We start from the raw sequence: 22,698 nt of genomic DNA on the forward strand, positions 1-22,698 counted from the left end.
CAAATATGAATCAAGATTATATAAAAGCGGACGAATGGTCCATTATCGAAGAAGGTTTTGATTTGAAGCGTGTAAAGTCTTCAGAAAGCCTTTTCAGTATTGGGAATGGTGCCATGGGGCAAAGGGCAAATTTTGAGGAAACCTATTCTGGCGATACTTTTCAAGGTAGTTATATTGCCGGAGTATATTATCCAGACAAAACACGTGTAGGATGGTGGAAAAATGGCTATCCGGAATACTTTGCCAAAGTGTTGAACGCACCCAATTGGATCGGTATAAAGGTTTTGATAAATGGAGTGGAATTGGATCTGGCCACTTGTAAAAAAGTTTCTGCCTTTAAGCGAGAGTTGAATATGAAGGAGGGATGTTACAGAAGGAGCTTTGATGCTGTATTGTCCAACAATGCCATGGTTCATGTTGATGTCACAAGATTTTTGAGTTTGGATTTGGATGAAGTAGGGGCGATTGCCTTTAAAGTTACGGTGGAGAATATGGATGCCGAAGTATCCTTTTTCCCATTTCTGGATAGCGGCATAACAAATGAGGATAGTAACTGGGACGATAAATTCTGGAACACTACTAAGGTATCTTCATCCCGCAATAGGGCTTTTATAGAAGCCCATACCATGAAAACCAATTTTAGGACCTGCACGTTTATGCAGGCCAATTTGGACTATAACGGAGAATCGATTTCGGGTAGTCTAGAGGAACAGCATGATAATTTCGTTTCCTTAAAATTTTCGAAAAAGGCGAAGAAAGGAGAACAGTTGTCCCTAACCAAATTTGGAGGGTATACCGTTTCACGAAATCACCCGGAAAACGAGTTGGTTCATGCTGCCAATGAGGTATTGGATAAGGCCTCCAATTTTGGCTTTACTAAGCTGATGGAAAAACAAAAAGAGTCGTGGGCCAAAATTTGGGACATGAGCGATATTGTTATCCAAGGTGATATAAAGGCCCAACAGGGAATTAGATTCAATATTTTTCAGTTAAATCAGACCTATCTGGGAACGGATTCAAGATTGAATATCGGACCAAAAGGTTTTACGGGAGAGAAATACGGAGGTAGTACATATTGGGATACAGAGGCATATTGTATTCCTTTTTACATGGCTACCAAGGATGAAATGGTGGCTAGAAAGCTGTTGAAATATAGATACAACCATTTGGAAAAGGCCATAGAAAATGCAAAGAAACTTGGCTTTGTCAATGGAGCCGCCTTATATCCTATGGTTACAATGAACGGTGAGGAATGTCACAATGAATGGGAAATTACCTTTGAGGAAATACATAGGAACGGAGCGATTGCCTTTGCCATTTATAATTATTATCGATACACGGGAGATTATAGTTATATCCCGGAAATGGGATTGGAAGTTCTTATCGGCATTGCCCGATTTTGGCATCAAAGGGCTAATTTTTCGGGCTACAGGAATAAGTTCGTCATTTTAGGAGTTACGGGGCCAAATGAATACGAGAACAATGTGAACAACAATTGGTACACGAATTATTTGGCCCAGTGGTGTATCCATTTTACCCTGGAACAACTTTCCAAAGTAAAAGAGGGCTACCAGAAGGATTATAACAGGATTATCGGGAAAACTAACCTCACTCCCTCTGAATGTGAATCCTGGAAAAAAGTGGCGGACAATATTTACTTTCCGTTTTCCGAAGAGCATGGAGTTTATTTACAGCAAGATGGCTTTTTGGATAAGGATTTGGTCAAGGTTGCTGATTTGGATAAAACGGAAAGGCCCATCAACCAAAAGTGGAGCTGGGATAGAATTTTGCGGTCGCCATATATAAAACAGGCCGACGTACTTCAAGGTTTTTATTTTTTTGAGGAAAATTTCACCTTGAAGGAGCTAGAAAACCACTTTGATTTTTATGAACCTTTTACGGTCCATGAATCATCGCTGTCCCCATGCGTACATAGTATCCAGGCGGCCAAGTTGGGTAGAATGGAGCAGGCGTACACTTTTTATCTTAGAACTTCAAGATTGGATTTGGATGACTACAATAAAGAGGTGGAAGAAGGGCTGCATATTACTTCCATGGCAGGTACTTGGATGAGTATCGTGGAAGGTTTTGGTGGAATGCGTGTCATTAACGATATGTTGTCCTTTGAACCCAGAATACCAAAGCAATGGGCGTCATATTCCTTTAAAGTAAATTTCAGAAATAGGATACTCAAGGTGAAGGTTTCACAGGACGAAATACATATTGAACTGAAGGGAGATGAAGAACTAGTGATCCTAATAAATGGTAAAGAATACAAATTGGCATTGAATACCACTACCATTATTTAGGTTAAATTTTCTATAGTGAACTTGTGCTGATGGCCAAAATGAAGATTTTATGATGAAAGGAAAAGTAGTTATCTATCAGGTTTTTACTAGGCTTTTTGGTAATACCAATACTACAAATAAATCTTGGGGCACCATCGAGGAAAACGGGGTAGGAAAATTTGTAGATTTTAACGATAAAGCCTTGTCCGAAATTAAGGACTTGGGAATTTCCCATATATGGTACACTGGAGTTCCGCACCATGCAGTTATTCGGGATTATACGGCCTATGGAATCTCTAATGATGATCCCAATGTGGTGAAAGGTCGTGCCGGTTCTCCGTATGCCGTAAAGGATTATTATAATGTGAATCCAGATTTGGCCCTAGACCCGGCCAATAGGTTACAGGAATTTAAGGAACTTATAGATAGGACTCATAAACATGGTATGAAGGTAATCATGGATATTGTTCCCAATCATGTAGCCAGGGCATATCAGGGTATTAGTAATCCAGATGGGGTTTCCAGTTTCGGAGCCCAGGATGATACTCGGCAAGAATATCAAAAAAACAATAATTTCTACTATATCCCAGGCTCTGCATTTCAGGTACCGGAATGGAAGAATGGCTACAGGCCATTGGGTGGAGAAAAGAATAAATCTATTGGAACATTTAATGAAAAACCCGCTAAATGGACGGGGAACGGTTCCAGAAATCCAAAGCCGGACATGAACGATTGGTATGAGACTGTTCGTATAAATTATGGTGTAAAACCTGATGGGGGTTTGGATTTTGACTTATTGCCACATGATTTTGGCGAAAAGGATTATAAGGAACACTTCAGGTTTTGGCAGCATAGGGAAGTACCGGACTCTTGGCTCAAATTTAAGGACATAGCCCTTTACTGGCTTGATTTTGGTGTGGACGGATTTCGTTACGATATGGCCGAAATGGTTCCTGTTGAATTCTGGAGTTTTATGAACTCATACATCAAAATGCGGAATGAAGATGCTTTTATAATGGCCGAGGTCTATAACCCCAATTTGTACCGGACCTTTATCCATAAGGGAAAAATGGACTATTTGTACGACAAGGTGGATTTTTATGATGGACTCAAGCATATCATGAAAGGGTATGGCTGGTCTGATCATATTCCAGTAGTTCAAAAGGGTCTTATGGATATAGAGCACCATATGCTCCATTTTTTGGAGAACCATGATGAACAGCGAATCGCGAGTCCCGAATTTGTGGGGCGTGCCGAAATAGGGAAGCCAGCTATGGTAGTTTCTGCGACTATAAGTACGTCTCCTCTTATGATTTATTTTGGTCAGGAAGTAGGTGAACCTGCAGCAGAGAATCCCGGATTTGGAAGTTCCTCAAGAACATCGATATTCGATTATGTTGGGGTGCCCAATCACCAACGTTGGGTAAATGAAAAGCAGTTTGATGGCGGCCAATTGAGCGAACAGGAGAAAGATTTAAGGGACTTTTATAAAAGGCTTTTAAATTTTTCCCTTCAGAGCGAGGCTCTAATGGGGGAGTATAGGGAAATACACTTTTTCAACAAGGGCAATACACAAAATTACAATCACCGGGTTCTTTCTTATGTGCGATGGTCCACAAATCAAAAACTCATCATAGTTGTTAATTTTGACGCCATTGATTCATTTTCCTTCGAATTGAAATTACCTAGTGAGCTAATAGATCAATGGGGATTGTTGAATGATACCTATGAATTGAAGGATGCCCTTTATGGTAAAAAGAATATACTGAACATAATAAACAAAGAGGGTAGTATAGACGTACATCTTGAACCATTGGAATCATTCGTTTTTGAAATTTTGTAGTCGATGTAAGCATTTGTCATAGATTTTTACTTAAATGGTTCTTTATATTTGAACGTTAAAAACACAATACGTAGCACATGAAAAAAGTATTTTTGATTTTCCTGATTGCTTTAACCTTAGCTTCTTGCACTATGAAAAAGCCTATTATAATTGGCCATAGAGGTGCCATGGGACACGAAACCGAGAATACCTTGGCATCCATTCAGAAAGCCATGGATTTGGGTGTGGATATGATAGAAATCGATGTGTTTAAAATTAAAAGTGGAGAGATTGTAGTCTTCCACGACGAAACTGTAGATAGGTTGACCAACGGTGCTGGAAAGATTGAAGGATATAGTATTGTGGAGTTGGGAAGATTGAAATTGGATGGCGGACACAAAATTCCAATGTTACAGGATGTACTTAAATTGATGAACAATAAGGTTGCCTTAAATATTGAATTAAAAGGAGAAAATACCGCGGATAGGGTGAATCATATAATGAACTCTTATATTGAAAATAATGGATGGTCACCGGAAAACTTTGTTATTTCCAGTTTCAAATGGGACGAGTTAAGGGATATGAGAAAGCTTAATCCAAACGTTCAGATTGCGGTCCTAACGGAGGAAAACCCGGTGGAAGCCATTCCTGTGGCAAAGGAATTGAATGCGGTGGCCATAAACCCCTATTATAAAAACTTGGATTTGGAAACGGCCAATAAAATCAGGGAGGCGGGGCTAAAGACTTATGTTTGGACCGTTAATGAGGATTATGATATTGACGCTATGAAACGAATAGGCGTTGATGGAATCATAACCAATTACCCGGAAAGGATACGTTAATGTTGGATGTGGTCATTGTTGGCGGTGGTGCAGCAGGTTTTTTTGCAGCCATACATGTTGCCGAGGCAATACCAGACCTAAAAATAACCATTTTGGAACGGGGCAAAGAGGTACTTACCAAGGTAAAGGTATCAGGAGGAGGAAGATGTAACGTTACTCATGCGGAGTTTAACCCTAAAGAGTTGGTATCGAATTACCCTAGAGGGGAGAAGGAATTACTAGGGCCTTTTCATAGCTTTGCTTCTGGAGATACCATTGGTTTTTTTGAAAAAAGAGGCATCGCATTAAAAATTGAAGAGGATGGGAGAATGTTCCCCACCTCCAATTCTTCCCAGACCATTATTGACTGTTTTACTTCGGAAGCAAAAAGACTTGGGGTAAAAATAGAGCTACTCTCCCCGGTCACGGCAATGGAACATACATCAGAGGAAGGTAATGATTTTTGGAAAATAACAACATCAAAACAAACCTTCAAAACCAAGAAGGTTTTGCTTGCAACGGGAAGTAATCCCAAAATCTGGAATATGCTGCAGATGTTGGGACATAGCATAATCCCTCCAGTACCTTCGCTTTTTACCTTTAATATTAAGGATGAAAGAATTGCGAATATACCTGGCCTGAGTACGTATGCTGAAGTCGCTGTTTTGGATAAAAAAAAGACATTAAGGAGCTATCAAAATACTGCGGTCCAAAAAAGTGTGTTGTTTTCTGATGGTCCCTTGCTTATTACCCATTGGGGGTTGAGCGGCCCTGCTGTCCTGAAGCTATCGGCATGGGGCGCCAGGATATTGGAAACTTATGGGTATCAGTTCAAGATAAGTGTTAACTGGGTCCCCGAGAATCATCCGGATGGACTTATGGAATTGTTTGCCAAGGTGAAACAAGTGGAAAAGAAGACCATCCTTAGAACCAAGGTTCTCGATATACCCAAGAGGTTATGGGTTAATTTGGTCAGGGCATCCGGTATAGATGACAGCCTTACATGGCCGCAGGCTAGCAAATCCCAATTGCAACAACTTACAGAACAATTGACCCGTAGCTTATTTTATGTAAATGGAAAAAGTACCTTTAAGGAGGAGTTTGTAACCGCGGGAGGTGTGGACCTTAAGGAAGTCAATTTTAAGACTTTTGAAAGCAAGGTATTACCGGACATGTATTTTGCCGGGGAAATTCTGAATATTGATGCCATTACGGGAGGATTTAATTTTCAAAATGCCTGGACAGGTGGTTTTTTGGCTGCGCAAGGGATTCTAAACAGTATGGAAGAATGAACTAATATGGGAAAATATATCGCTTTTTTAAGGGGAATCAATGTTAGCGGACAAAAAAAAGTACCCATGGCAGAACTGCGAACGGTTTTGTCCAATGGAGGTTTAACGGATGTAAAAACGTATATTCAAAGTGGTAATGTTGTTTTTGAAGGGGGAGAATTTTCAAAAAAGGAAATGGAAGTATCTATTGGCACCTTGATTGAGGAACATTTTGGTTTTGAAGTTCCGGTCTTGATCAAATCAACAATGGATTTGGACCATATACTTAGAAATAATCCCTATGACGATATTGAGAGTCTTGAATCCAACAAAATATATTTTGTACTCCTATTTCAATCGCCCGATCAGGAAAAGGTTTCTTCCTTTAAAGAAGAGCACTATCCCAATGAAGCATGGGAATTAATCGGGGACTGTCTTTATTTAAAGTGTATTAAGGGCTATGGTAATGCAAAATTGAACAATAATTTAATAGAGCGTAAATTAGGGCTCATAGCTACAACGCGCAACTACCGGACCATGAAAAAATTATGTGAACTTGCTAGTTGAGCTCCCAAATTTTAAAGTTAAGAACCAAAGCGAAACATACCCAGGCCAGATAGGGAATTAAGAGAACGGCGGCTACCTTGCTGACCAACCTAAACCATTTGATAGTGAGTATAATCATGACCAAAAGGGATATGATGACCAACAAAGCCCAAAAAGGGGATTGCAAACCGAAGAAAACAATACTCCATAAGGCATTTAACAGTAATTGAAATCCAAAATGATATAATGCGGTTTTAACCCATTTATGGTGAAATCCCTTGGCCCAGACCCAACCTGCGGAAACACCCATCAGTACATAAAGCGTTGACCATACAGGAGCGAACAACCAATTGGGAGGATTAAAGCTGGGTTTGTTAAGGGTTAAATACCAGTCGTTTACGGAACTTTGGGTAGCTACACTTGATAAGAACCCTATAATTAGGCATACGGAGATGCTAATAAAAACATAGACCAGTCTCTTTTTTAATAGGGTTGTGTTCATACCCTAAAATAATCATTTATTTTTATTGGTCGGCCTAAAAACTATCTTTGTGAAAACGATGTTTTAATGACAGAGAAAGATTTTGTCCTTTCCGGACATTTGGAATTAAAGGATGAAGGAAAGGTTGGCTACAAAGCCCCTAGTAATATAGCCTTAGTCAAATATTGGGGTAAGAAAGAAGGTCAGATTCCGGCCAATCCTTCTATAAGCTTTACCCTAAGTGCTTGTGCGACGACTACATCGATTACGTTCAAAAAACTTTCTAAACCCACTGGTCAATATTCATTTGACCTATTGTTCGAAGGAAAGCCAAAACCAAGTTTCCACCCGAAAATAGAAACCTTTTTTAAGAGGATAGACCCGTTCCTGCCGTTTTTGAAGCACTATCATTTTAACATTGAGACCAGCAATTCTTTTCCCCATAGCAGTGGTATAGCCTCATCGGCCAGTGGTATGGCCGCAATGGCCTTATGTCTTATGGAAATTGAACGGATGCATCTCCCAGCAATGGAAGAGGACCTTTTTTTGTCAAAGGCGTCCTTTTTGGCTAGATTGGGTTCCGGGAGTGCATGTAGAAGTGTGGAGGGGCCATTAGTAGCATGGGGGAATCATGAAGACATTTTAGAAAGCACCAATTTATACGGGATTAAGTATCCGTTTGATATGCATCCTATTTTCAATAACTACCACGATACCATATTGTTGGTTGACAAAGGACAAAAACAAGTCAGTAGTACGGTTGGTCATGATTTGGTAAATGGTCATCCATTTTCTGAACAACGTTTTCAACAGGCTCATAGTAATCTCACTCGGCTAAAGACTATATTAAAGGAGGGAAATGTAAAAGAGTTTATAAAAGTTGTGGAGAGCGAAGCACTAACCTTACATGCTATTATGATGACAGGTGACCCTTACTTTATTTTGATGAAACCCAACACGTTGGAAATTATAAATAAAATTTGGAAGTTTAGGGAAAAATCCGGATCCCATGTTTGCTTTACCTTGGATGCCGGTGCCAATGTTCATGTGCTTTATCCCCAGAACGAAAAAGAGAAAGTGAATCAATTTATTGTAAATGAGTTAGTTGCATACTGTGAAAACCGGCAGTATATTTGCGATCAGATTGGCGGTGGAGCGGTAAAAATGAAGGTTTAAGGTATACTTTCAACCCTGTTATATCGTTTTAAGAACGATTTTCACCTGAAAAAAGCCATTTTTTAAAGCAGAAAGCGTAAAATTTGCATACTAGTTGGCTATATTTAAATAATTATTACGTCCTACGGACTTATATTTACCAATGAAAGGACCACTATTTTATTCTAAGATTCTACTTTTTGGAGAGTACGGAATCATTAAAGATTCCAAGGGACTTTCCATTCCTTATAACTTTTTCAAGGGTGCTTTAAAGGCCAATGATCAATCTGAGGTGGCAAAAACATCCAATAAGGCATTAGAAAATTTTTCAGGTTATTTAAAGGAATTAATCTTAAAAGAACCAAAATTGGTCTCCTTTGATTTTGAATCTATGGACAGGGACATTGCAGCGGGAATGTACTTTGATAGTTCCATTCCTCAAGGATATGGTGTTGGTAGCAGTGGTGCTCTCGTTGCTGCCATATACGATAAATATGCCACGGACAAGATAACGGTGTTGGAAAACCTTACCCGTGACAAGCTGTTAAAGCTAAAGTCTGTTTTTGGTAAAATGGAGTCGTTCTTTCATGGAAAATCTTCCGGTTTGGATCCTTTAAACAGCTATTTAAGCCTTCCTATTCTCATCAATTCCAAGGATAATATTGAATCAACGAGCATTCCTTCCCAAAATATGGAAGGTAAGGGGGCCGTATTTTTATTGGATAGTGGTTCTATTGGGGAAACAGCACCAATGGTACAGATATTTATGGAGCAAATGAAAAATGAGGGGTTCCGTAAAATGCTAAAGAACCAGTTTATAAAACATACGGATGCTTGCGTTGAAGACTTTGTCAATGGGAACGTTAAATCCCTCTTTGGAAATCTAAAAAAACTATCTCATGTGGTATTGGACAACTTCAAACCCATGATTCCTGCCAAATTCCATGATCTTTGGCGGCAAGGTATCGAATCCAATGACTACTATTTAAAACTTTGTGGGTCCGGGGGTGGAGGTTACTTCTTAGGATTCACGGAGGACTTTGAAAAAGCAAAAAGCGCTTTAAAAGACTACAAATTGGAAGTGGTCTATAACTTCTAGGATATCCATATAAATGCTCAGTAGAAAAAACAAACTCCTGTTATTAAAGGTCTTAAGTTTGTTTTCGGTTGTGCGTGGATATAACCTCCTAATGATTGTCCTTGCACAGTACTTGGCTTCCATATATATTCTTGCTCCTGATCTACCTTTACGAAAGGTTATTTTTGACGTGAACCTTTTCGTTATTGTAATTGCTTCAATGTTGGTCATTGCTGCTGGCTATATAATTAACAATTTCTACGATGCGGAGAAGGATTTGATCAATAAACCTAGAAAGAGCATGCTGGATAGATTAGTGAGTCAACGGTTTAAGTTATCCACCTATTTTGTACTAAATTTTTTGGCGGTTTTTGCGGCCAGTTATGTTTCTTTCAGGGCGGTCCTTTTCTTTTCGGCATATATTTTTGGAATTTGGTTCTACTCCCATAAACTCAAAAAAATTCCATTTGTCGGAAATTTTGTTTCCGCAACTTTGGCAATCACACCTTTTTTCGCTGTTTTTGTATACTATAAGAACTTTGAGACCGTCATCTTTGTCCATGCGATGTTCCTTTTTCTTTTGATTTTGGCCAGAGAGCTAATCAAGGATTTAGAGAATATTTCTGGAGATGTCGCACAAAACTATAGAACGATTCCTATTATCTACGGGGTGGGGTTTTCCAAGCTTCTGATAGGTATTTTGTTGTTATTGACCCTAATTCCTTCTTTGCTCCTCATTTTTAAATTCGATGTAGGTTACATGAATTTTTATTTTGAGGGCTGTATCGCTTTGCTTACGATTTTCTTGGTAATTCTGGTAAAATCAAAAACCAGGAAGCATTATGTATGGCTGCATAATATCTTAAAATTGGTTATTGTGGTAGGGGTATTCAGTATTCTACTTATTGATGTAGATCTGGTATTGAATAGAATTTTATAGAACAGCCGTGAAATGGTTTTGAGTGTGTAGGAATGCTTGGGCAGGTGTAACATAATATCCTCTAAATCAAAATGAAAATACCTCATTTTCTAAATTTCCCTTTGCTACCTTTGTATAAAATTTCGGAAATATGAGTAGGGGAGATTCAAATAACGATAAGAAAGCATCCGGTAGACAGGGCGGTACTTTTAGAAAGAAAAGTTATGCTAGGGGCAATGCGCCGGTAAAGAAAAATGCCTTGCCAAAACAGAACAGTGATCCAGATTCCATTAGATTGAATAAGTATGTTTCCAACTCTGGTGTTTGTTCCAGACGCGATGCGGATATTTATATTGCAGCGGGTAATGTTACCGTAAACGGAACCCCTATAACGGAAATGGGGTATAAGGTTAAGCTTACCGATGAGGTAAAGTTTGATGGCCGATTATTGAACCCGGTGAAAAAGGAATATGTACTTTTGAACAAGCCTAAGGATTTCTCCACGACCATTAGGGATGAAAAAGGCAAGCGACATGTTTCCGGATTGATTTCCAACGCCTCAAAATCCAAACTATTGCCCGTCGATAAATTGGATAAAGAAGATACGGGTCTACTGCTTTTTACCAACGATGGCGATTTATCCAAACGGCTCAAAAGCCCTATCAACGGATTAAGGAAAATCTATCATTTGGTATTGGACAAGGATTTGAGAAGCGTGGATTTGGCCAAAATCCAAGAAGGTGTAGTGGTCGATGAAAAATTGGTTAAAGTACAGGACATCAGTTTTATTGATGGAGCTCCCAAAAGAGAAGTGGGCATAGAAATTTATAGTTCCAGGGGTAAAATCGTTCAACGCCTGTTCGAGCAATTGGATTATACAGTAATCAAACTGGACCGTGTAATTTACGGCGGACTTACCAAGAAAGACCTTCCTAGGGGACATTGGAGATATTTAACGGACCAAGAGGTCATCAATCTTAAAATGATTAAATAAATCCATGCGTCCTTAAATATTGTTAAATGAAATTATTTCAATGTTCCAACTGCAATAATACCCTTGCGTTTGAGAACAATATCTGTGTTTCCTGTGAACATTTTTTGGGCTATTCCTCGTATTATAACCAGATGGTTCCGTTACCTCCTACCCATTCAAGATGGAAAGTGCCTTCCTTGGGAGAAGAGGAATATATCTATTGCTCCAACAATTCGTTGGGTACCTGTAATTGGCTTATTCCTTCTAATGAACCCTCTGGATTTTGCCTTGCTTGTTCGTTAAATAGGACAATACCGGATTTGGGCAAACCCGAAAATGTTCAAAAATGGAAAAGTATTGAATTTGCCAAACACAGATTGGTCTATCAACTTTTAAGGTTGAGGTTGCCTATTGTGAGTAAAACGGTAGATCCTGAAAACGGCCTTTGTTTTGATTTTTTATCGAGGGAAGATATGGATAAAGCTTCCAATGGGATAAAGACGGGACATGCCAACGGCGTAATCACTATCTTGATTTCCGAGGCGGATGCCGTAGTTAGGGAACAGGTAAAACAAGAAATGGAAGAGCGTTACCGGACGCTACTTGGCCACTTTAGACATGAGGTTGGTCATTATTTTTGGGATAGATTGGTTTGGCCAGATCAAAATAACCTTCAAGGGTTCAGGAATATTTTTGGTGATGAGACAATCTCATATACAGAATCACTACAGACGTATTATAATGAAGGACCAAAACAAAATTGGCAGGGTTCCTATATAAGTAAGTATGCGTCCTCCCATCCTTGGGAGGATTGGGCAGAAACATGGTCCCATTATCTGCATCTTATGGATGCCTTGGAAACGGCAAACAGTTTTGGCCTAAGCTTGAATCCAAGGCTTAATGGATCTCACAAACTTACTTTGGATGCGAACTTTGACCCATATCTTGAGAACGATTTCAACAAAATTCTAGATAGTGGAATTCCATTATTGTATGCAATGAACAGCATGAACCGATCCATGGGAGAGGAGGATCCCTATCCGTTTATTATCTCCGATCCCGTAAAAACCAAGCTGGAATTCATTCATAACCTCCTAAAAAGGGATTAATAGGTTTTTGAACCAAACTTTGCTTCAATAGGGGTACAAAGTCTCACGTATTTTAGGTTACTTATTCAAAAATAATATAATGAATATAGCACCAGTCTTAGGATTTGCCAAACTATTGGTAAAGAGCAGAAAAACTAAATTATTACTTATTGGGGCCCAACTTGGTTATGTTGGCTATAAATATTTAAAGAACAGAAAACAAAAGTACCCCAAATCCAAATCAAAGACAATCGAAACAACGAACTAAAGGGCTCGGTAGATTCAAGTCTTCAGAACCTTTTAAAGGTGTATGTAAATATTCTTTTTTGCTTATATTTTCATAAAAATCCTCGGCTATTTTGGGAAGATCGTTTTTTCTGGACTTAATTGCGGCAATAATCTCTTCCGCATCTAATTTGTAAAGTTGTTTGGGCCATACCTTAAAACTATTCTCAATAGTAGTATCCTTAAGCATATACTGTAATTTTTCCGCCTCGCTCAAAAATTCCTTCTTGGTGGAACCTTTTAAGAAATACACATCGAATGGCATAACCAATCCCGGGAGATAATCTATGTCCTTTTCAAAGGGTTGCAATCCAGGAAGCAAATGCCTATTTGAAATTATTGTGGGAATTAAACCACCAATATTAAAGAATGCGTTATCCCGGTCTCCTGCAATGGGTATGGCTTTATAGCTATTATCCAACTTTAGGATGGCCCAACCCCATTGTTTGGAATGTCTGTCCCAGTCACCGATTAAAATATCGAACAATCTTGCCCTAATCAGTGTTTTTCTGTCAATTTTTAAATCCGGTCCTAGTTCAACTTTTAATTCTTGAAGGTCATCGGTATCTATAATTTCTTCGACTTCATTATGGGGAGTCCAGTTTTTGCCTCCTTCCGTTTCATGTTCCAAAAGGTAGATTTTGTTTCCATAATCCTCGTTGTATTCCCCTAAAGTTTCTTGTTTCGGGACAAATACGGCTTTAGGTTTTGTATGAATTAATTCTGCCTTATCCGCCAAACTGGCTACCGCTATGGCCGCAAAAGGATGTTGTGCGGAGATACCGTCTACAATAATATTTTCCAGGCCCAATGTTTCCGCCCATTCCGGAACCAAAGGTTGAGGGTCTTTATTGATGCTCCGCAAGGAATAGACAAAGCCCTTTTTTGATCTCAACTTTAAACTATGGGTCTGCTTTCCGCCACCTTCTTCCAGAATCTCCATTCCACCATAAAGCGTATCCAAAAAAACGATTGGGAAATTAATGGGAGTGGACCATGCTTCACGATACTGCTCCCCTTGCATCAACGTTTTTAATGCATTTGCCTTATATAGATAACTAGGTGTAATGGTTACAGAATCATGTTCGGTAAAATCAATGGTCGTTAAATCTGAAGTTTCATTTATGACTAAGGTCGTAGTATTTTTATGGGTGGAGGCAATTGAAAAATAGGTCAAAAGAATAAATATGAGAACAATGACCCCAACTGCAATCCCTATTTTTTTCATAACTCAATTTAAAACTTTCATGTCACCATTTCTGATTCAGAAAGATTTTTTAAGAGCCTTTTAGCTATTTTTCCTGAAATAACAGCCATGCATTGGGATCCAGATGCACGTTATTTGGCTTTTCCTTTAAAGGTATTTCAAAGATTACCTTCTTTGTGCTGACATCAAGGGTAAAGGTTTTTGCATCTTCTCCATCAATACCTATTTCCATTGGAAATGAAAATACATGATGGTCTTGTACCTGTTCCACATTTACAAAAAGCTTATTTTTTTCATAATGCCAGGCCCACTTGATTTCTGGATATCCCTTGGTAAATATCCATTGCTGAAAAAAATCGTCTAAATTTTCTCCAGAAACCTGTTCCATAGTGGCTTTGAAATCAGATGTTAAGGCGTTGGAATTTTTATATTTTTTGTAGTATTCCACTATTCCTTCCCAAAACAGTTCATCCCCTAGTTGATGTCTGAGCATATTTAATACCCAACCCCCTTTTTGATAGGTATTCACACTAAGTACACGCATGGGATCTTTTATGGTAGGGTCTACAATGGGCGAAGGGTTCTTTTGATAGTATTCGATTATCTGTTTACGATCTAATAATAGTTCTTCCCTTCGTTTTTCATCGCCATAGACGCTCTCAAGGTATAAAATGGCGAAATACGTGGCAAAACCTTCACTGAGCCAAACATGGTTCCAGTCCTTTTCCGTTGCGGAATTTCCGAACCATTGATGTGCAATTTCATGGGCAATGAGACCCTCTACTTCATTTTTTCCGTTCACCGAATTCTCAAAATATGCAATGGTACCTGCATTTTCCAATCCTCCCCATTGGGTCTTCGCTTGCATATTGGCCAGTTTGGCATAGGAATAGGGGCCTATTTGGTCTATAAAATATTTAAGCACCTTTGTAGCAACTCCATAATCTGAAAAACCTTCCAATCTGTTCTCTGGATATACCCATGCCGATACAGGAATTTCATAAACTTCGTCCAATAACCTGCTGGCAAATTTAGTGACGCCTATGGTTACGACCTTCATGGCAACCGGTGCTGGTTCTTTGTAAATGGTAAGTTTGTTTCCACTTTGCAAATAACTTTCCTCTATTTTTTCCCCAGTGGCCACCACATCATAGTGGTCAGGAGCCGTAATCCTGAATTCTACGGAAGCTTTATCATAAGGATGGTCCACTGATGGTAACCAGTGTCTCGCCAAGTTGGGCCAATTATCACCAAAAAAGGACCGTTGTCCAAACTTGGTGGTGTCTATGACCAAGCCTCTTTCCGGTATACCGTGATATGAAATCTTGAAAATTTGAAAGTCATGGTTTTTTGGGCTAGGTGAAATTTTAATTTTATTGGCTTCAAACGAATAATTTACTTTCTTATCGCCTTCCAAAACTTGGGTTATTTCCATCCCGTATTCACCTGATTTACCTATCAAATCCAGACTAAAAGATTGTGCCTCCTCTGCAAAGTCGACCCAAATTTCTGCTTCGCCTTTTATTTCATTGTTGTCGTCATTCAACTCAAGGTTAAAGATGTAACTTCTAACATCAGCAGATTCATTTCTGACATAGGTATCCTGGGCCTGTATAGAAGTAATAAGAAAAATAAATAAACCGAACGGATACAAGCGATTTGCAAATTGACTTTTCATGGGATGTGGTCTACATTTAGATATGATTGAGCAAGATAAAATATATCTATTTTATCCATCATATTTATACTGGATATTTCTAAAAATAGTAATATCCGCAATATCGAATTTTTCAAAAGAGTAGATAACTTTTATGTGCCGAAATATTAAGCAATTGAAGGCATTAAACTTTGAAATGAACTAAGAAATGTGGTGCTAGTTGACTATATTGAGTATGCCAATAAACAAGGAAGAAATGAAGTTTAGATTGAATCAATTTCCAAAACTCCTGGTCACCACCTTTAATGCTTGGTTGGAAAAGGAGCCTTTTAAGATTAGTGCGGTAATCGCTTATTATGCTATTCTTTCCCTACCTGGATTATTGATTATTATTTTGGAAGTAGTTGGTGCCATTTGGGGTAAAGAAATCGTTAGGGGAGAGTTATTTTCAGAAATATCCTCTGCCATGGGACCGGAAACCGCTCAATCGATTCAAGAAATGCTGGCTGACCCCGGTAGTGAGAACACCTCTACTTTAGCCACTTTTTTAGGGATTTGTGTACTAATTTACGGGGCAACCGGAGTTTTTTATCAATTGCAGAATGCTTTAAACGATATTTGGGGAGTATCACCAAACTATTCCAATGAAATTCTAGCTACTCTTTTTGGAAGATTGAAGAGTTTTGGCTTTATTTTGATATTTGGATTCCTATTGCTCATAAGCTTTGTAATTACTTCATTTTTATCTGCTTTTTCCAAACAACTGTCAAGGTTACTTTCCACAAGTATTGTGGAGTGGACGTTTGTCATGGATATATTACTATCCCTCATTTTTATCTACTTCTTGTTTGGTGCTATGTTCAGGTATCTTCCAAGTGTGAAAGTTAAATGGAATGCCGTAAAAATTGGAGCAGGACTTACCGCCCTTTTATTTTTGTTGGGTAAATATGCCTTGGCTTTTTATTTTGGAAAAGCGGAGCCGGGCTCTACCTATGGGGCTGCCGGCTCAATAATTTTGGTCATGCTATGGGTATCTTATTCCAGTTTAATAGTGACCTTTGGGGCTCAATTTACCAAGGTGTACTCGGATAAATATGTAAAATCGAGTTAGTCCAGTTTTTCCATTTTTGACCGGATTTCTTCAAGGCATAGGTTGCCTAAACTACCTTCGTGACTATGGCTTATATCTCTTTTAGGTTTAAATGTGCCTTCCTGAATTTCTTTTCCCATTTTTTTATAAGCATCCCTAAACGGCATCCCATTTTGCACTAATTCGTTCAAGGTGTCCACACTAAATAAATAATCGTATTTGTCGTCCTCCAAAATGTTTTTGTTTACTTGAATCTCTTCCAGACTAAAGGTCAGGATTTCCAAACAAGCTTTCATATCCTGAACGGCGGGAACAATGATTTCCTTTACCAATTGTAGGTCCCTATGGTAACCACTGGGTAGATTATTGATAACCAAGGTCAATTGGTTGGGTATGGATTGAAGTTTGTTACATTTTCCCCTGACCAGTTCAAATACATCGGGATTTTTCTTGTGTGGCATAATGCTGCTTCCCGTGGTCAATTCATCCGGAAATGAGATAAAATTGAAGTTTTGACTCATATATAAACAAATGTCCATGGCTATTTTGGAAAGGGTTGCCGCAATGCTGGCCATACCAAAGGCGGTGGCCTTTTCCACTTTTCCACGTCCCATTTGTGCTGCGACCACATTATATTTTAGGGAATCAAACCCCATTTCCTTGGTGGTAAAGCTTCGGTCTATGGGAAAGGAACTTCCGTATCCGGCAGCACTTCCCAAGGGATTTTGATCGGCTACTTTATATGCTGCATCAATAAAGTAAAGATCATCGATTAAACTTTCGGCATAAGCTGAGAACCAAAGACCGAAAGAGGATGGCATAGCAATTTGAAGATGCGTATATCCTGGCAGCATGACTTCCTTATACTCCTCTGCCTTGTCCAACAAAAGATCGAACAATGATTTGGTCAAGGATTTTATTTCGGTAAGCTCATCCTTCAAGTAAAGATGCATGGCAACTAAAACTTGGTCGTTCCTAGATCTAGCTGTGTGGATTTTCTTTCCGGTATCGCCTAAACTTAGGGTGAGCATGTACTCAATTTTGGAATGCATATCCTCAAAGGAGGATTCAATACTAAAAGTTCCTTTATCTATCCTGGCCGCGATAATGTCAAGTTCTTTGACTAGGTCATCCGTTTCCTTGTCAGTAAGCAAACCAATTTTCCCGAGCATTTTGGCGTGGGCCTTGGAGGCTATCACATCATATTTTGCCAATTGCAAGTCTAGCTCCCTATCATTTCCAACGGTAAAATGATCAATTTTTTTGTCCGTACTAAATCCTTTGTCCCAGAGTTTCATTTACTAGTTTTTAGTTATAAGTTGATAGTTAAAAGTCATTATATTTTTTAATCAAGGAGAAGGCCATTTTTTGAATTTCATCACATTGTTTAAAGATGTTCTGCAAATCATCATCTTTTAAAATTCCAATTCTTTTGGAAATTTCAATCTGAGTTTTTAGTTCGTTAATAGACCCATTTGAGATTTCCAAAAAACTTCGAAATGCCTTTTTAGATTTTCTTCCACTTCCTTCGGCTATATTGCTTGGAATTGAAACCGCACATCTTCGAATCTGACTCGTCAGTCCAAATTTTTCTTCTACAGGAAAAGATGAGGTCAATGTATATATTACCTCAACCAAATCCATAGATTTTTGCCAAACAATTAGGTCTTTGTAATTTTATATCTAAAAACTATTAACTAAGTTCTAAATTAAAAATCCTTCCAAAATTTTAATATACAAATCAATTCCTTCTTCAATTTCCTTAATATAAATAAACTCGTCCGCAGAATGGGATCGCGTGCTGTCACCGGGACCTAATTTTAAGGATTGGCACGTTAATGCCGCCTGGTCGGATAGTGTAGGTGAACCGTAGGTCTCCCTTCCCAGAGCGATACCGGATTTCACCAATGGATGGTCCTTATCTATTCGAGACGAATTTAATTTTAAACCTCTTTCTTTCAGTTCACAGGGGGCTTCGGATTTTAACAGATCGGCTATTTCCTTATTGGAATATCGGTCGTTTACCCGAACGTCTATCACCAAATTCACTTGAGAGGGAACGACGTTGTGCTGACTACCTGCATTAATTTGGGTTACGGTCATTTTAACATCACCCAGAGCTTCTGAGGTTTTATCAAAGGAATAATTCTTGAACCATTCCAACACTTCTATTGTATTATAAATCGCGTTATTGTCATTAGGATGTGCCGCATGGGAAGGTGTTCCCCGTACTATGGCATCAAATACGACCAACCCTTTTTCCGCTATGGCCAATTGCATTAGGGTAGGCTCCCCGACAATGGCAACATCTATTTTTGGTAAACTGGGCAAAAGCCCACGTAAGCTATGCTCACCTGCATTTTCCTCTTCTGCCGAAGCCACCATCAATAAATTGTGGCTCAAATTCTTGGAGGAGTAGAAATGCGTAAACGTAGCAATCAGGGATACTAAACACCCGCCTGCGTCATTACTGCCTAGACCATAAAGTTTGCCATCTTCTATATGAGGTTGAAAAGGGTTTTTTGTGTAGGCTTGGTTGGGTTTAACCGTATCATGGTGCGAGTTTAATAGCAAGGTTGGCTTGGAATCATCCCAATACTTGTTCTTGGCAAAAACATTGTTATGCTCCCTTTTAAAGGAGATATCAAAAGCTTTGAACCAATTTTCTATTGCAGCTGCAGTACCTTCCTCTTCTTGTGAGAAGGACTGAATACTGATGAGTTCTTTCAATAATTCAATTGCTTTTTGGGTCAGTAGGTCTTGATTCATTTTATAAGGTTAATGTCGTAAAGAAGGGGTTATTACTTTCTAGCATGTACATATTTCCTAAACAAACCGTTTCCACTTTATTATTCAATGCGTGAAAGCAGTTTTCTAATTTTGGAAGCATACCATCCGCAATTACACCTTCGGTCAAAAGCTGTTTGTATTTTTTGGTGTCGATTTCTTTAACTACCGAAGTATCGTCGAATACATTTAACAATACTCCTGGTTTTTCGAAACAGTAATAAAGTGTCGTGGCAAAGGTATCTCCTAAACCGATGGCAAGTTCAGATGCAATGGTGTCGGCATTTGTATTTAAAAGCTGCCCTTGTCCATCATGGCTCATGGCACAAAATACCGGTATTAGTCCTGATGTCAATAGTTTGGAAATGATTTTGGTGTTTACCCCATCAATATCGCCAACAAAACCAAAATCGATATCCTTTACTGGTCTTTTGTGGGCTCGAATACTATTGCCGTCCGCTCCGCTCAAACCAATGGCGTTGCATCCTCGAGACTGTAATTGGGCCACAATATTTTTATTGGTGAGACCCGCATATACCATGGTTATGATATCTAAAGTTTCGGCATCGGTAATCCTGCGTCCACCTACCATTTTAGATTCAATTCCTAATTTTGAAGCGAGCTGAGTTGCCAATTTTCCACCTCCATGGACTAAAATTTTCATGCCCTCCAATTCTGAAAAAAGGGTCAAAAACTTTTCCAGTTCTCTTGTGTTCTCAATAACATTTCCTCCAATTTTAACTATGGATAATTTCTCCTTCATATTATGCATTTAAAATTCCGCCATCAATGGTCATTGCGCTACCCGTAATCCAGGAAGCATCTTCTGAAACCAGAAAAAGGGCTAATTTGGAGATATCTCCAGGAGTGCCCAAGCGCTGTAAGAGTGTTGATTTTGCTGCATTTTCTACCGCTGATTCCGGATGTTCAAAAGCCTCCGCCGAATTCCATAACAAAGGGGTATCTACCGGTCCGGGACAAATGGCATTGATACGTATTTCTGGTCCGTACTCTACGGCCATTTGTTTCATAAGTGCAACCGAAGCCGCTTTTGAGGCACAATAGGCTGGATGATTTGGAAAACTTTTGAAAGCCGCAATCGATGCATTGATTAAAATATTTCCTCCTGATTTTTTCAAATGGGGTATAGCATATTTGCTTAAATAAAAAATAGCGCTCAAGTTAGTACCTAGGGTATCTTGCCAAACTTTAACAGGTAAATCGACCACGTTTCCCAAACCAAGAATTCCAGCATTCAAGGATACAATATCCAGAGATCCAAAATTGGATATTGCCGTTTCTACCAATCTTTCATTATAGACTAAATCTCGAACATCGCCTTCCAAAAAAATGGTATTTTTTAGTTCTGATTCCAATTTTGAGCCTCTTACCTTATCCCTTCCGGATAAAATCAACTTAGCCCCTGCCGCTGAAAACTTTTTCGCAATCGCCCTGCCCATGCCACTAGTGGCACCGGTAATAATGCATACTTTATCTTTCAGCTTTAGGCTCATGTATTTTTATAAGTTTTCCAATATTTTCTTTAGAACGATTTGTGCGGAATAGGTTCTGTTGTTGGCCTGTTCAATGACCAAACTTTGTTCGCCGTCCAAAACAGCATCTTCCACCACAACGTTTCTACGTACGGGCAAACAGTGCATAAATTTCGCCGAACCCAACTTTTCTTTGGTCATCATCCAATTCGAATCCTGATTTAATACCTTTCCATAATCGGTATAACTACTCCAATTTTTCACATAGACAAAATCCGCATTTTCCAATGCTTTCTGTTGATCATGTTCAATGGTCACATTCTTGGTGATCGCCTCGTTCAATTCATATCCTTCCGGGTGGGTAATGATGAAATCGGCTTTCTGTAATTGCATCATTTCCACAAAAGAATTGGCCACGGCATGTGGTAAAGCCTTGGGGTGTGGTGCCCACGACAAAACCACTTTGGGTTTGGCCTTCGTACTTTTTTCATCAAGGGTAATTGCATCCGCCAGTGCTTGTAATGGATGGCCCACCGAACTTTCCATGTTTACGATTGGGATACTGGTGTATTTTTTAAAACCGTTCAGGACTACTTCTGCTTCGTCCTGTTCCTTATCGGTCAAAGAGGCAAAGGCACGGATTGCGGCGATATCACAGAACTGCGATACCACCTGTGCCGCTTCTTTTATATGTTCCGATGTATTTTGATTCATAATCGTTCCGTCTCCGTATTCCAATGCCCATCCCTCGTTTCCAAAATTCATCACCATGACCTCCATGCCCAAGTTCATGGCCGCTTTCTGGGTGCTTAAACGGGTTCTTAGACTATTGTTGAAAAACAACAGACAAATCGTTTTGTTCGCTCCAAGGTTTTTGTTGGCTTTTGGTTGGGATTTAAGAATGCGAGCTTCTTTCACCCATTCGGATAGGTTATCTATGTCGTTAATGGATAAATAGTGCTTCATAATATGATTTTTGTAAAGTTTGATGCTCCTTCAATCGCATCCAAAATAAAATTATCCTTGAGACCGTTCACAATCCATGTCTCAATCTGGGCTTTTCTGGCAATTTTCGTGGCCTCCATTTTCGACTCCATGCCACCAGTTCCATGTGACGATTTTTCCATGCTGATTTCCTTTTCCAATTCATGGATATCCCTTACTTCCAAAATAGTTTTTGGATAGATATCTTTTATGGTCTCTTTTATGTAAATACCATCGGTGTTTGTTGCGATGATCAATAAATCAACATTAAGTAGACCTGCGGTCAGGGCGGCCAGTTTATCGTTATCACCGAATTTTATTTCATCGGTCGCTACCGTATCATTCTCGTTGATAATAGGGATAAAATTATTTTCTACCAGCACGTTAATGGTGTTCTTTATGTTCTCCTTGGATTCCGGTTTCTCGAAATCCGAATAGGACAGTAAACATTGGGAGGTAAATAGTCCTAATTCCCTAAAATTTTCTTGAAAAATGCGCATGAGGTGGGGTTGTCCAATGGCAGCCAAGGCTTGCTTTACCGTAATTTCCTGCCCGTTATGCTCCAGTTTTACGAATTGCTTGGCAGCGGCAATTGCCCCTGAGCTTACCAGAATAAACTCATAATCGTCCTTGAGCTTTGCAATTTGCCTGCCGATATCCTCAATCTTACCTCTGGAAATCTGGTCGGTTTCCTTGGTAAGGGTATTAGAGCCTATTTTTAATAAAATTCTTTTTTTGGACATCACGTTACTT

At 39.1% G+C, this 22,698-nt stretch carries 21 protein-coding genes; 11 read left to right on the forward strand and 10 right to left on the reverse strand.

Annotated elements, in window-relative coordinates; all coding sequences use genetic code 11:
- Nucleotides 1-5 precede the first annotated feature (5 nt).
- The 5 genes from CJ263_RS10410 (at nucleotide 6) to CJ263_RS10430 (ending at nucleotide 6,769) form a co-directional block, all read left to right on the forward strand.
- Nucleotides 6-2,309, forward strand: coding sequence for a glycoside hydrolase family 65 protein (locus CJ263_RS10410; RefSeq protein WP_094997207.1), 2,304 nt, complete (start codon nucleotides 6-8; stop codon nucleotides 2,307-2,309).
- A 49-nt stretch (nucleotides 2,310-2,358) separates the two neighbouring features.
- Nucleotides 2,359-4,131: an alpha-amylase family glycosyl hydrolase gene (locus CJ263_RS10415; protein ID WP_094997208.1), complete on the forward strand. Its 1,773-nt coding sequence runs from the start codon at nucleotides 2,359-2,361 to the stop codon at nucleotides 4,129-4,131.
- Between the two features lie 77 nt (nucleotides 4,132-4,208).
- The gene (locus tag CJ263_RS10420; protein ID WP_094997209.1) at nucleotides 4,209-4,952 is read left to right on the forward strand and encodes a glycerophosphodiester phosphodiesterase; all 744 of its coding nucleotides are present in this window, start codon (nucleotides 4,209-4,211) and stop codon (nucleotides 4,950-4,952) included.
- Nucleotides 4,952-6,223 (forward strand): BaiN/RdsA family NAD(P)/FAD-dependent oxidoreductase, encoded by a 1,272-nt coding sequence (locus CJ263_RS10425; RefSeq protein WP_094997210.1) that lies wholly within the window; start codon nucleotides 4,952-4,954, stop codon nucleotides 6,221-6,223. The genes CJ263_RS10420 and CJ263_RS10425 overlap by 1 nt, the downstream gene beginning before the upstream one ends.
- A 6-nt stretch (nucleotides 6,224-6,229) precedes the next feature.
- The gene (locus tag CJ263_RS10430) at nucleotides 6,230-6,769 is read left to right on the forward strand and encodes a DUF1697 domain-containing protein (protein ID WP_094997211.1); all 540 of its coding nucleotides are present in this window, start codon (nucleotides 6,230-6,232) and stop codon (nucleotides 6,767-6,769) included.
- Here the strand turns inward: CJ263_RS10430 and CJ263_RS10435 are convergent.
- The gene (locus CJ263_RS10435; RefSeq protein WP_094997212.1) at nucleotides 6,762-7,250 is read right to left on the reverse strand and encodes a TspO/MBR family protein; all 489 of its coding nucleotides are present in this window, start codon (nucleotides 7,248-7,250) and stop codon (nucleotides 6,762-6,764) included. The genes CJ263_RS10430 and CJ263_RS10435 overlap by 8 nt on opposite strands.
- A gap of 66 nt (nucleotides 7,251-7,316) precedes the next feature.
- Between CJ263_RS10435 and CJ263_RS10440 the strand changes: the two genes are divergently transcribed.
- The 5 genes from CJ263_RS10440 to CJ263_RS10460 all read left to right on the forward strand — a co-directional run bounded on the left by CJ263_RS10440 (nucleotide 7,317) and on the right by CJ263_RS10460 (nucleotide 12,463).
- A complete protein-coding gene (locus tag CJ263_RS10440; protein ID WP_094997213.1) occupies nucleotides 7,317-8,405 on the forward strand; it encodes a diphosphomevalonate/mevalonate 3,5-bisphosphate decarboxylase family protein in 1,089 nt (362 codons plus the stop codon).
- 142 nt (nucleotides 8,406-8,547) lie between these two features.
- The gene (locus CJ263_RS10445; protein ID WP_094997214.1) at nucleotides 8,548-9,483 is read left to right on the forward strand and encodes a mevalonate kinase family protein; all 936 of its coding nucleotides are present in this window, start codon (nucleotides 8,548-8,550) and stop codon (nucleotides 9,481-9,483) included.
- Between the two features lie 13 nt (nucleotides 9,484-9,496).
- A complete protein-coding gene (locus CJ263_RS10450) occupies nucleotides 9,497-10,402 on the forward strand; it encodes a geranylgeranylglycerol-phosphate geranylgeranyltransferase (protein ID WP_094997215.1) in 906 nt (301 codons plus the stop codon).
- A 130-nt stretch (nucleotides 10,403-10,532) separates the two neighbouring features.
- Nucleotides 10,533-11,375 (forward strand): pseudouridine synthase, encoded by an 843-nt coding sequence (locus tag CJ263_RS10455; RefSeq protein WP_094997216.1) that lies wholly within the window; start codon nucleotides 10,533-10,535, stop codon nucleotides 11,373-11,375.
- A 26-nt stretch (nucleotides 11,376-11,401) separates the two neighbouring features.
- Nucleotides 11,402-12,463, forward strand: a complete 1,062-nt coding sequence (locus CJ263_RS10460; protein WP_094997217.1) for a zinc-binding metallopeptidase family protein — start codon at nucleotides 11,402-11,404, stop codon at nucleotides 12,461-12,463.
- A 220-nt stretch (nucleotides 12,464-12,683) separates the two neighbouring features.
- On the opposite strand, the gene CJ263_RS10465 is transcribed toward CJ263_RS10460, so the two are convergent.
- Nucleotides 12,684-13,955 (reverse strand): hypothetical protein, encoded by a 1,272-nt coding sequence (locus tag CJ263_RS10465; protein WP_229702409.1) that lies wholly within the window; start codon nucleotides 13,953-13,955, stop codon nucleotides 12,684-12,686.
- A 64-nt stretch (nucleotides 13,956-14,019) separates the two neighbouring features.
- On the reverse strand, nucleotides 14,020-15,612 hold the full coding sequence (locus tag CJ263_RS10470; protein WP_094997218.1) for a M1 family metallopeptidase: 1,593 nt from the start codon (nucleotides 15,610-15,612) through the stop codon (nucleotides 14,020-14,022).
- 235 nt (nucleotides 15,613-15,847) lie between these two features.
- Here CJ263_RS10470 and CJ263_RS10475 point away from each other — a divergent pair, with 235 nt between their 5' ends.
- Complete coding sequence (locus CJ263_RS10475; protein WP_229702410.1) at nucleotides 15,848-16,702, forward strand: YihY/virulence factor BrkB family protein; 855 nt, start codon at nucleotides 15,848-15,850, stop codon at nucleotides 16,700-16,702.
- On the opposite strand, the gene argH is transcribed toward CJ263_RS10475, so the two are convergent.
- The 7 genes from argH to proB are packed head-to-tail and all read right to left on the reverse strand — an operon-like array spanning nucleotide 16,699 to nucleotide 22,688.
- Nucleotides 16,699-17,979, reverse strand: coding sequence for an argininosuccinate lyase (gene argH, locus CJ263_RS10480; RefSeq protein WP_094997220.1), 1,281 nt, complete (start codon nucleotides 17,977-17,979; stop codon nucleotides 16,699-16,701). The genes CJ263_RS10475 and argH overlap by 4 nt on opposite strands.
- Before the next feature lie 28 nt (nucleotides 17,980-18,007).
- Entirely contained in the window at nucleotides 18,008-18,325 is a 318-nt protein-coding gene (locus tag CJ263_RS10485) for a four helix bundle protein (RefSeq protein WP_229702411.1), read from the reverse strand.
- A 60-nt stretch (nucleotides 18,326-18,385) separates the two neighbouring features.
- A complete protein-coding gene (locus CJ263_RS10490; RefSeq protein ID WP_094997221.1) occupies nucleotides 18,386-19,450 on the reverse strand; it encodes a M20 family metallo-hydrolase in 1,065 nt (354 codons plus the stop codon).
- Between the two features lies 1 nt (nucleotide 19,451).
- Nucleotides 19,452-20,231 (reverse strand): acetylglutamate kinase, encoded by a 780-nt coding sequence (argB, locus tag CJ263_RS10495; protein WP_094997222.1) that lies wholly within the window; start codon nucleotides 20,229-20,231, stop codon nucleotides 19,452-19,454.
- 1 nt (nucleotide 20,232) lies between these two features.
- Nucleotides 20,233-20,982, reverse strand: a complete 750-nt coding sequence (locus CJ263_RS10500; protein ID WP_094997223.1) for an SDR family NAD(P)-dependent oxidoreductase — start codon at nucleotides 20,980-20,982, stop codon at nucleotides 20,233-20,235.
- Between the two features lie 6 nt (nucleotides 20,983-20,988).
- Complete coding sequence (locus CJ263_RS10505) at nucleotides 20,989-21,927, reverse strand: Rossmann-fold NAD(P)-binding domain-containing protein (RefSeq protein WP_094997224.1); 939 nt, start codon at nucleotides 21,925-21,927, stop codon at nucleotides 20,989-20,991.
- Nucleotides 21,924-22,688 carry a glutamate 5-kinase gene (proB, locus tag CJ263_RS10510; RefSeq protein ID WP_094997225.1) on the reverse strand — a complete coding sequence of 255 codons (765 nt, stop codon included), beginning with the start codon at nucleotides 22,686-22,688 and terminating at the stop codon, nucleotides 21,924-21,926. Before proB ends, CJ263_RS10505 begins: the two co-directional genes overlap by 4 nt.
- Nucleotides 22,689-22,698: the final 10 nt, after the last annotated feature.

Source organism: Maribacter cobaltidurans (assembly GCF_002269385.1).
Taxonomy (GTDB): Bacteria; Bacteroidota; Bacteroidia; order Flavobacteriales; family Flavobacteriaceae; genus Maribacter; species Maribacter cobaltidurans.

Excerpts from the sequence above, each read along its gene's own strand:
- CJ263_RS10425 (WP_094997210.1), top strand. The coding sequence starts at position 4,952 with ATGTTGGATGTGGTCATTGTTGGCGGTGGTGCAGCAGGTTTTTTTGCA.
- CJ263_RS10490 (WP_094997221.1), bottom strand. The coding sequence starts at position 19,450 with ATGAATCAAGACCTACTGACCCAAAAAGCAATTGAATTATTGAAAGAA.
- CJ263_RS10475 (WP_229702410.1), top strand. The coding sequence starts at position 15,848 with ATGAAGTTTAGATTGAATCAATTTCCAAAACTCCTGGTCACCACCTTT.
- CJ263_RS10430 (WP_094997211.1), top strand. The coding sequence starts at position 6,230 with ATGGGAAAATATATCGCTTTTTTAAGGGGAATCAATGTTAGCGGACAA.
- CJ263_RS10485 (WP_229702411.1), bottom strand. The coding sequence starts at position 18,325 with ATGGATTTGGTTGAGGTAATATATACATTGACCTCATCTTTTCCTGTA.
- CJ263_RS10500 (WP_094997223.1), bottom strand. The coding sequence starts at position 20,982 with ATGAGCCTAAAGCTGAAAGATAAAGTATGCATTATTACCGGTGCCACT.
- CJ263_RS10415 (WP_094997208.1), top strand. The coding sequence starts at position 2,359 with ATGATGAAAGGAAAAGTAGTTATCTATCAGGTTTTTACTAGGCTTTTT.
- CJ263_RS10505 (WP_094997224.1), bottom strand. The coding sequence starts at position 21,927 with ATGAAGCACTATTTATCCATTAACGACATAGATAACCTATCCGAATGG.
- argH (WP_094997220.1), bottom strand. The coding sequence starts at position 17,979 with ATGAAACTCTGGGACAAAGGATTTAGTACGGACAAAAAAATTGATCAT.
- CJ263_RS10440 (WP_094997213.1), top strand. The coding sequence starts at position 7,317 with ATGACAGAGAAAGATTTTGTCCTTTCCGGACATTTGGAATTAAAGGAT.
- CJ263_RS10470 (WP_094997218.1), bottom strand. The coding sequence starts at position 15,612 with ATGAAAAGTCAATTTGCAAATCGCTTGTATCCGTTCGGTTTATTTATT.
- CJ263_RS10460 (WP_094997217.1), top strand. The coding sequence starts at position 11,402 with ATGAAATTATTTCAATGTTCCAACTGCAATAATACCCTTGCGTTTGAG.
- CJ263_RS10445 (WP_094997214.1), top strand. The coding sequence starts at position 8,548 with ATGAAAGGACCACTATTTTATTCTAAGATTCTACTTTTTGGAGAGTAC.
- proB (WP_094997225.1), bottom strand. The coding sequence starts at position 22,688 with ATGTCCAAAAAAAGAATTTTATTAAAAATAGGCTCTAATACCCTTACC.
- argB (WP_094997222.1), bottom strand. The coding sequence starts at position 20,231 with ATGAAGGAGAAATTATCCATAGTTAAAATTGGAGGAAATGTTATTGAG.
- CJ263_RS10435 (WP_094997212.1), bottom strand. The coding sequence starts at position 7,250 with ATGAACACAACCCTATTAAAAAAGAGACTGGTCTATGTTTTTATTAGC.
- CJ263_RS10465 (WP_229702409.1), bottom strand. The coding sequence starts at position 13,955 with ATGAAAAAAATAGGGATTGCAGTTGGGGTCATTGTTCTCATATTTATT.
- CJ263_RS10410 (WP_094997207.1), top strand. The coding sequence starts at position 6 with ATGAATCAAGATTATATAAAAGCGGACGAATGGTCCATTATCGAAGAA.
- CJ263_RS10450 (WP_094997215.1), top strand. The coding sequence starts at position 9,497 with ATGCTCAGTAGAAAAAACAAACTCCTGTTATTAAAGGTCTTAAGTTTG.
- CJ263_RS10455 (WP_094997216.1), top strand. The coding sequence starts at position 10,533 with ATGAGTAGGGGAGATTCAAATAACGATAAGAAAGCATCCGGTAGACAG.
- CJ263_RS10420 (WP_094997209.1), top strand. The coding sequence starts at position 4,209 with ATGAAAAAAGTATTTTTGATTTTCCTGATTGCTTTAACCTTAGCTTCT.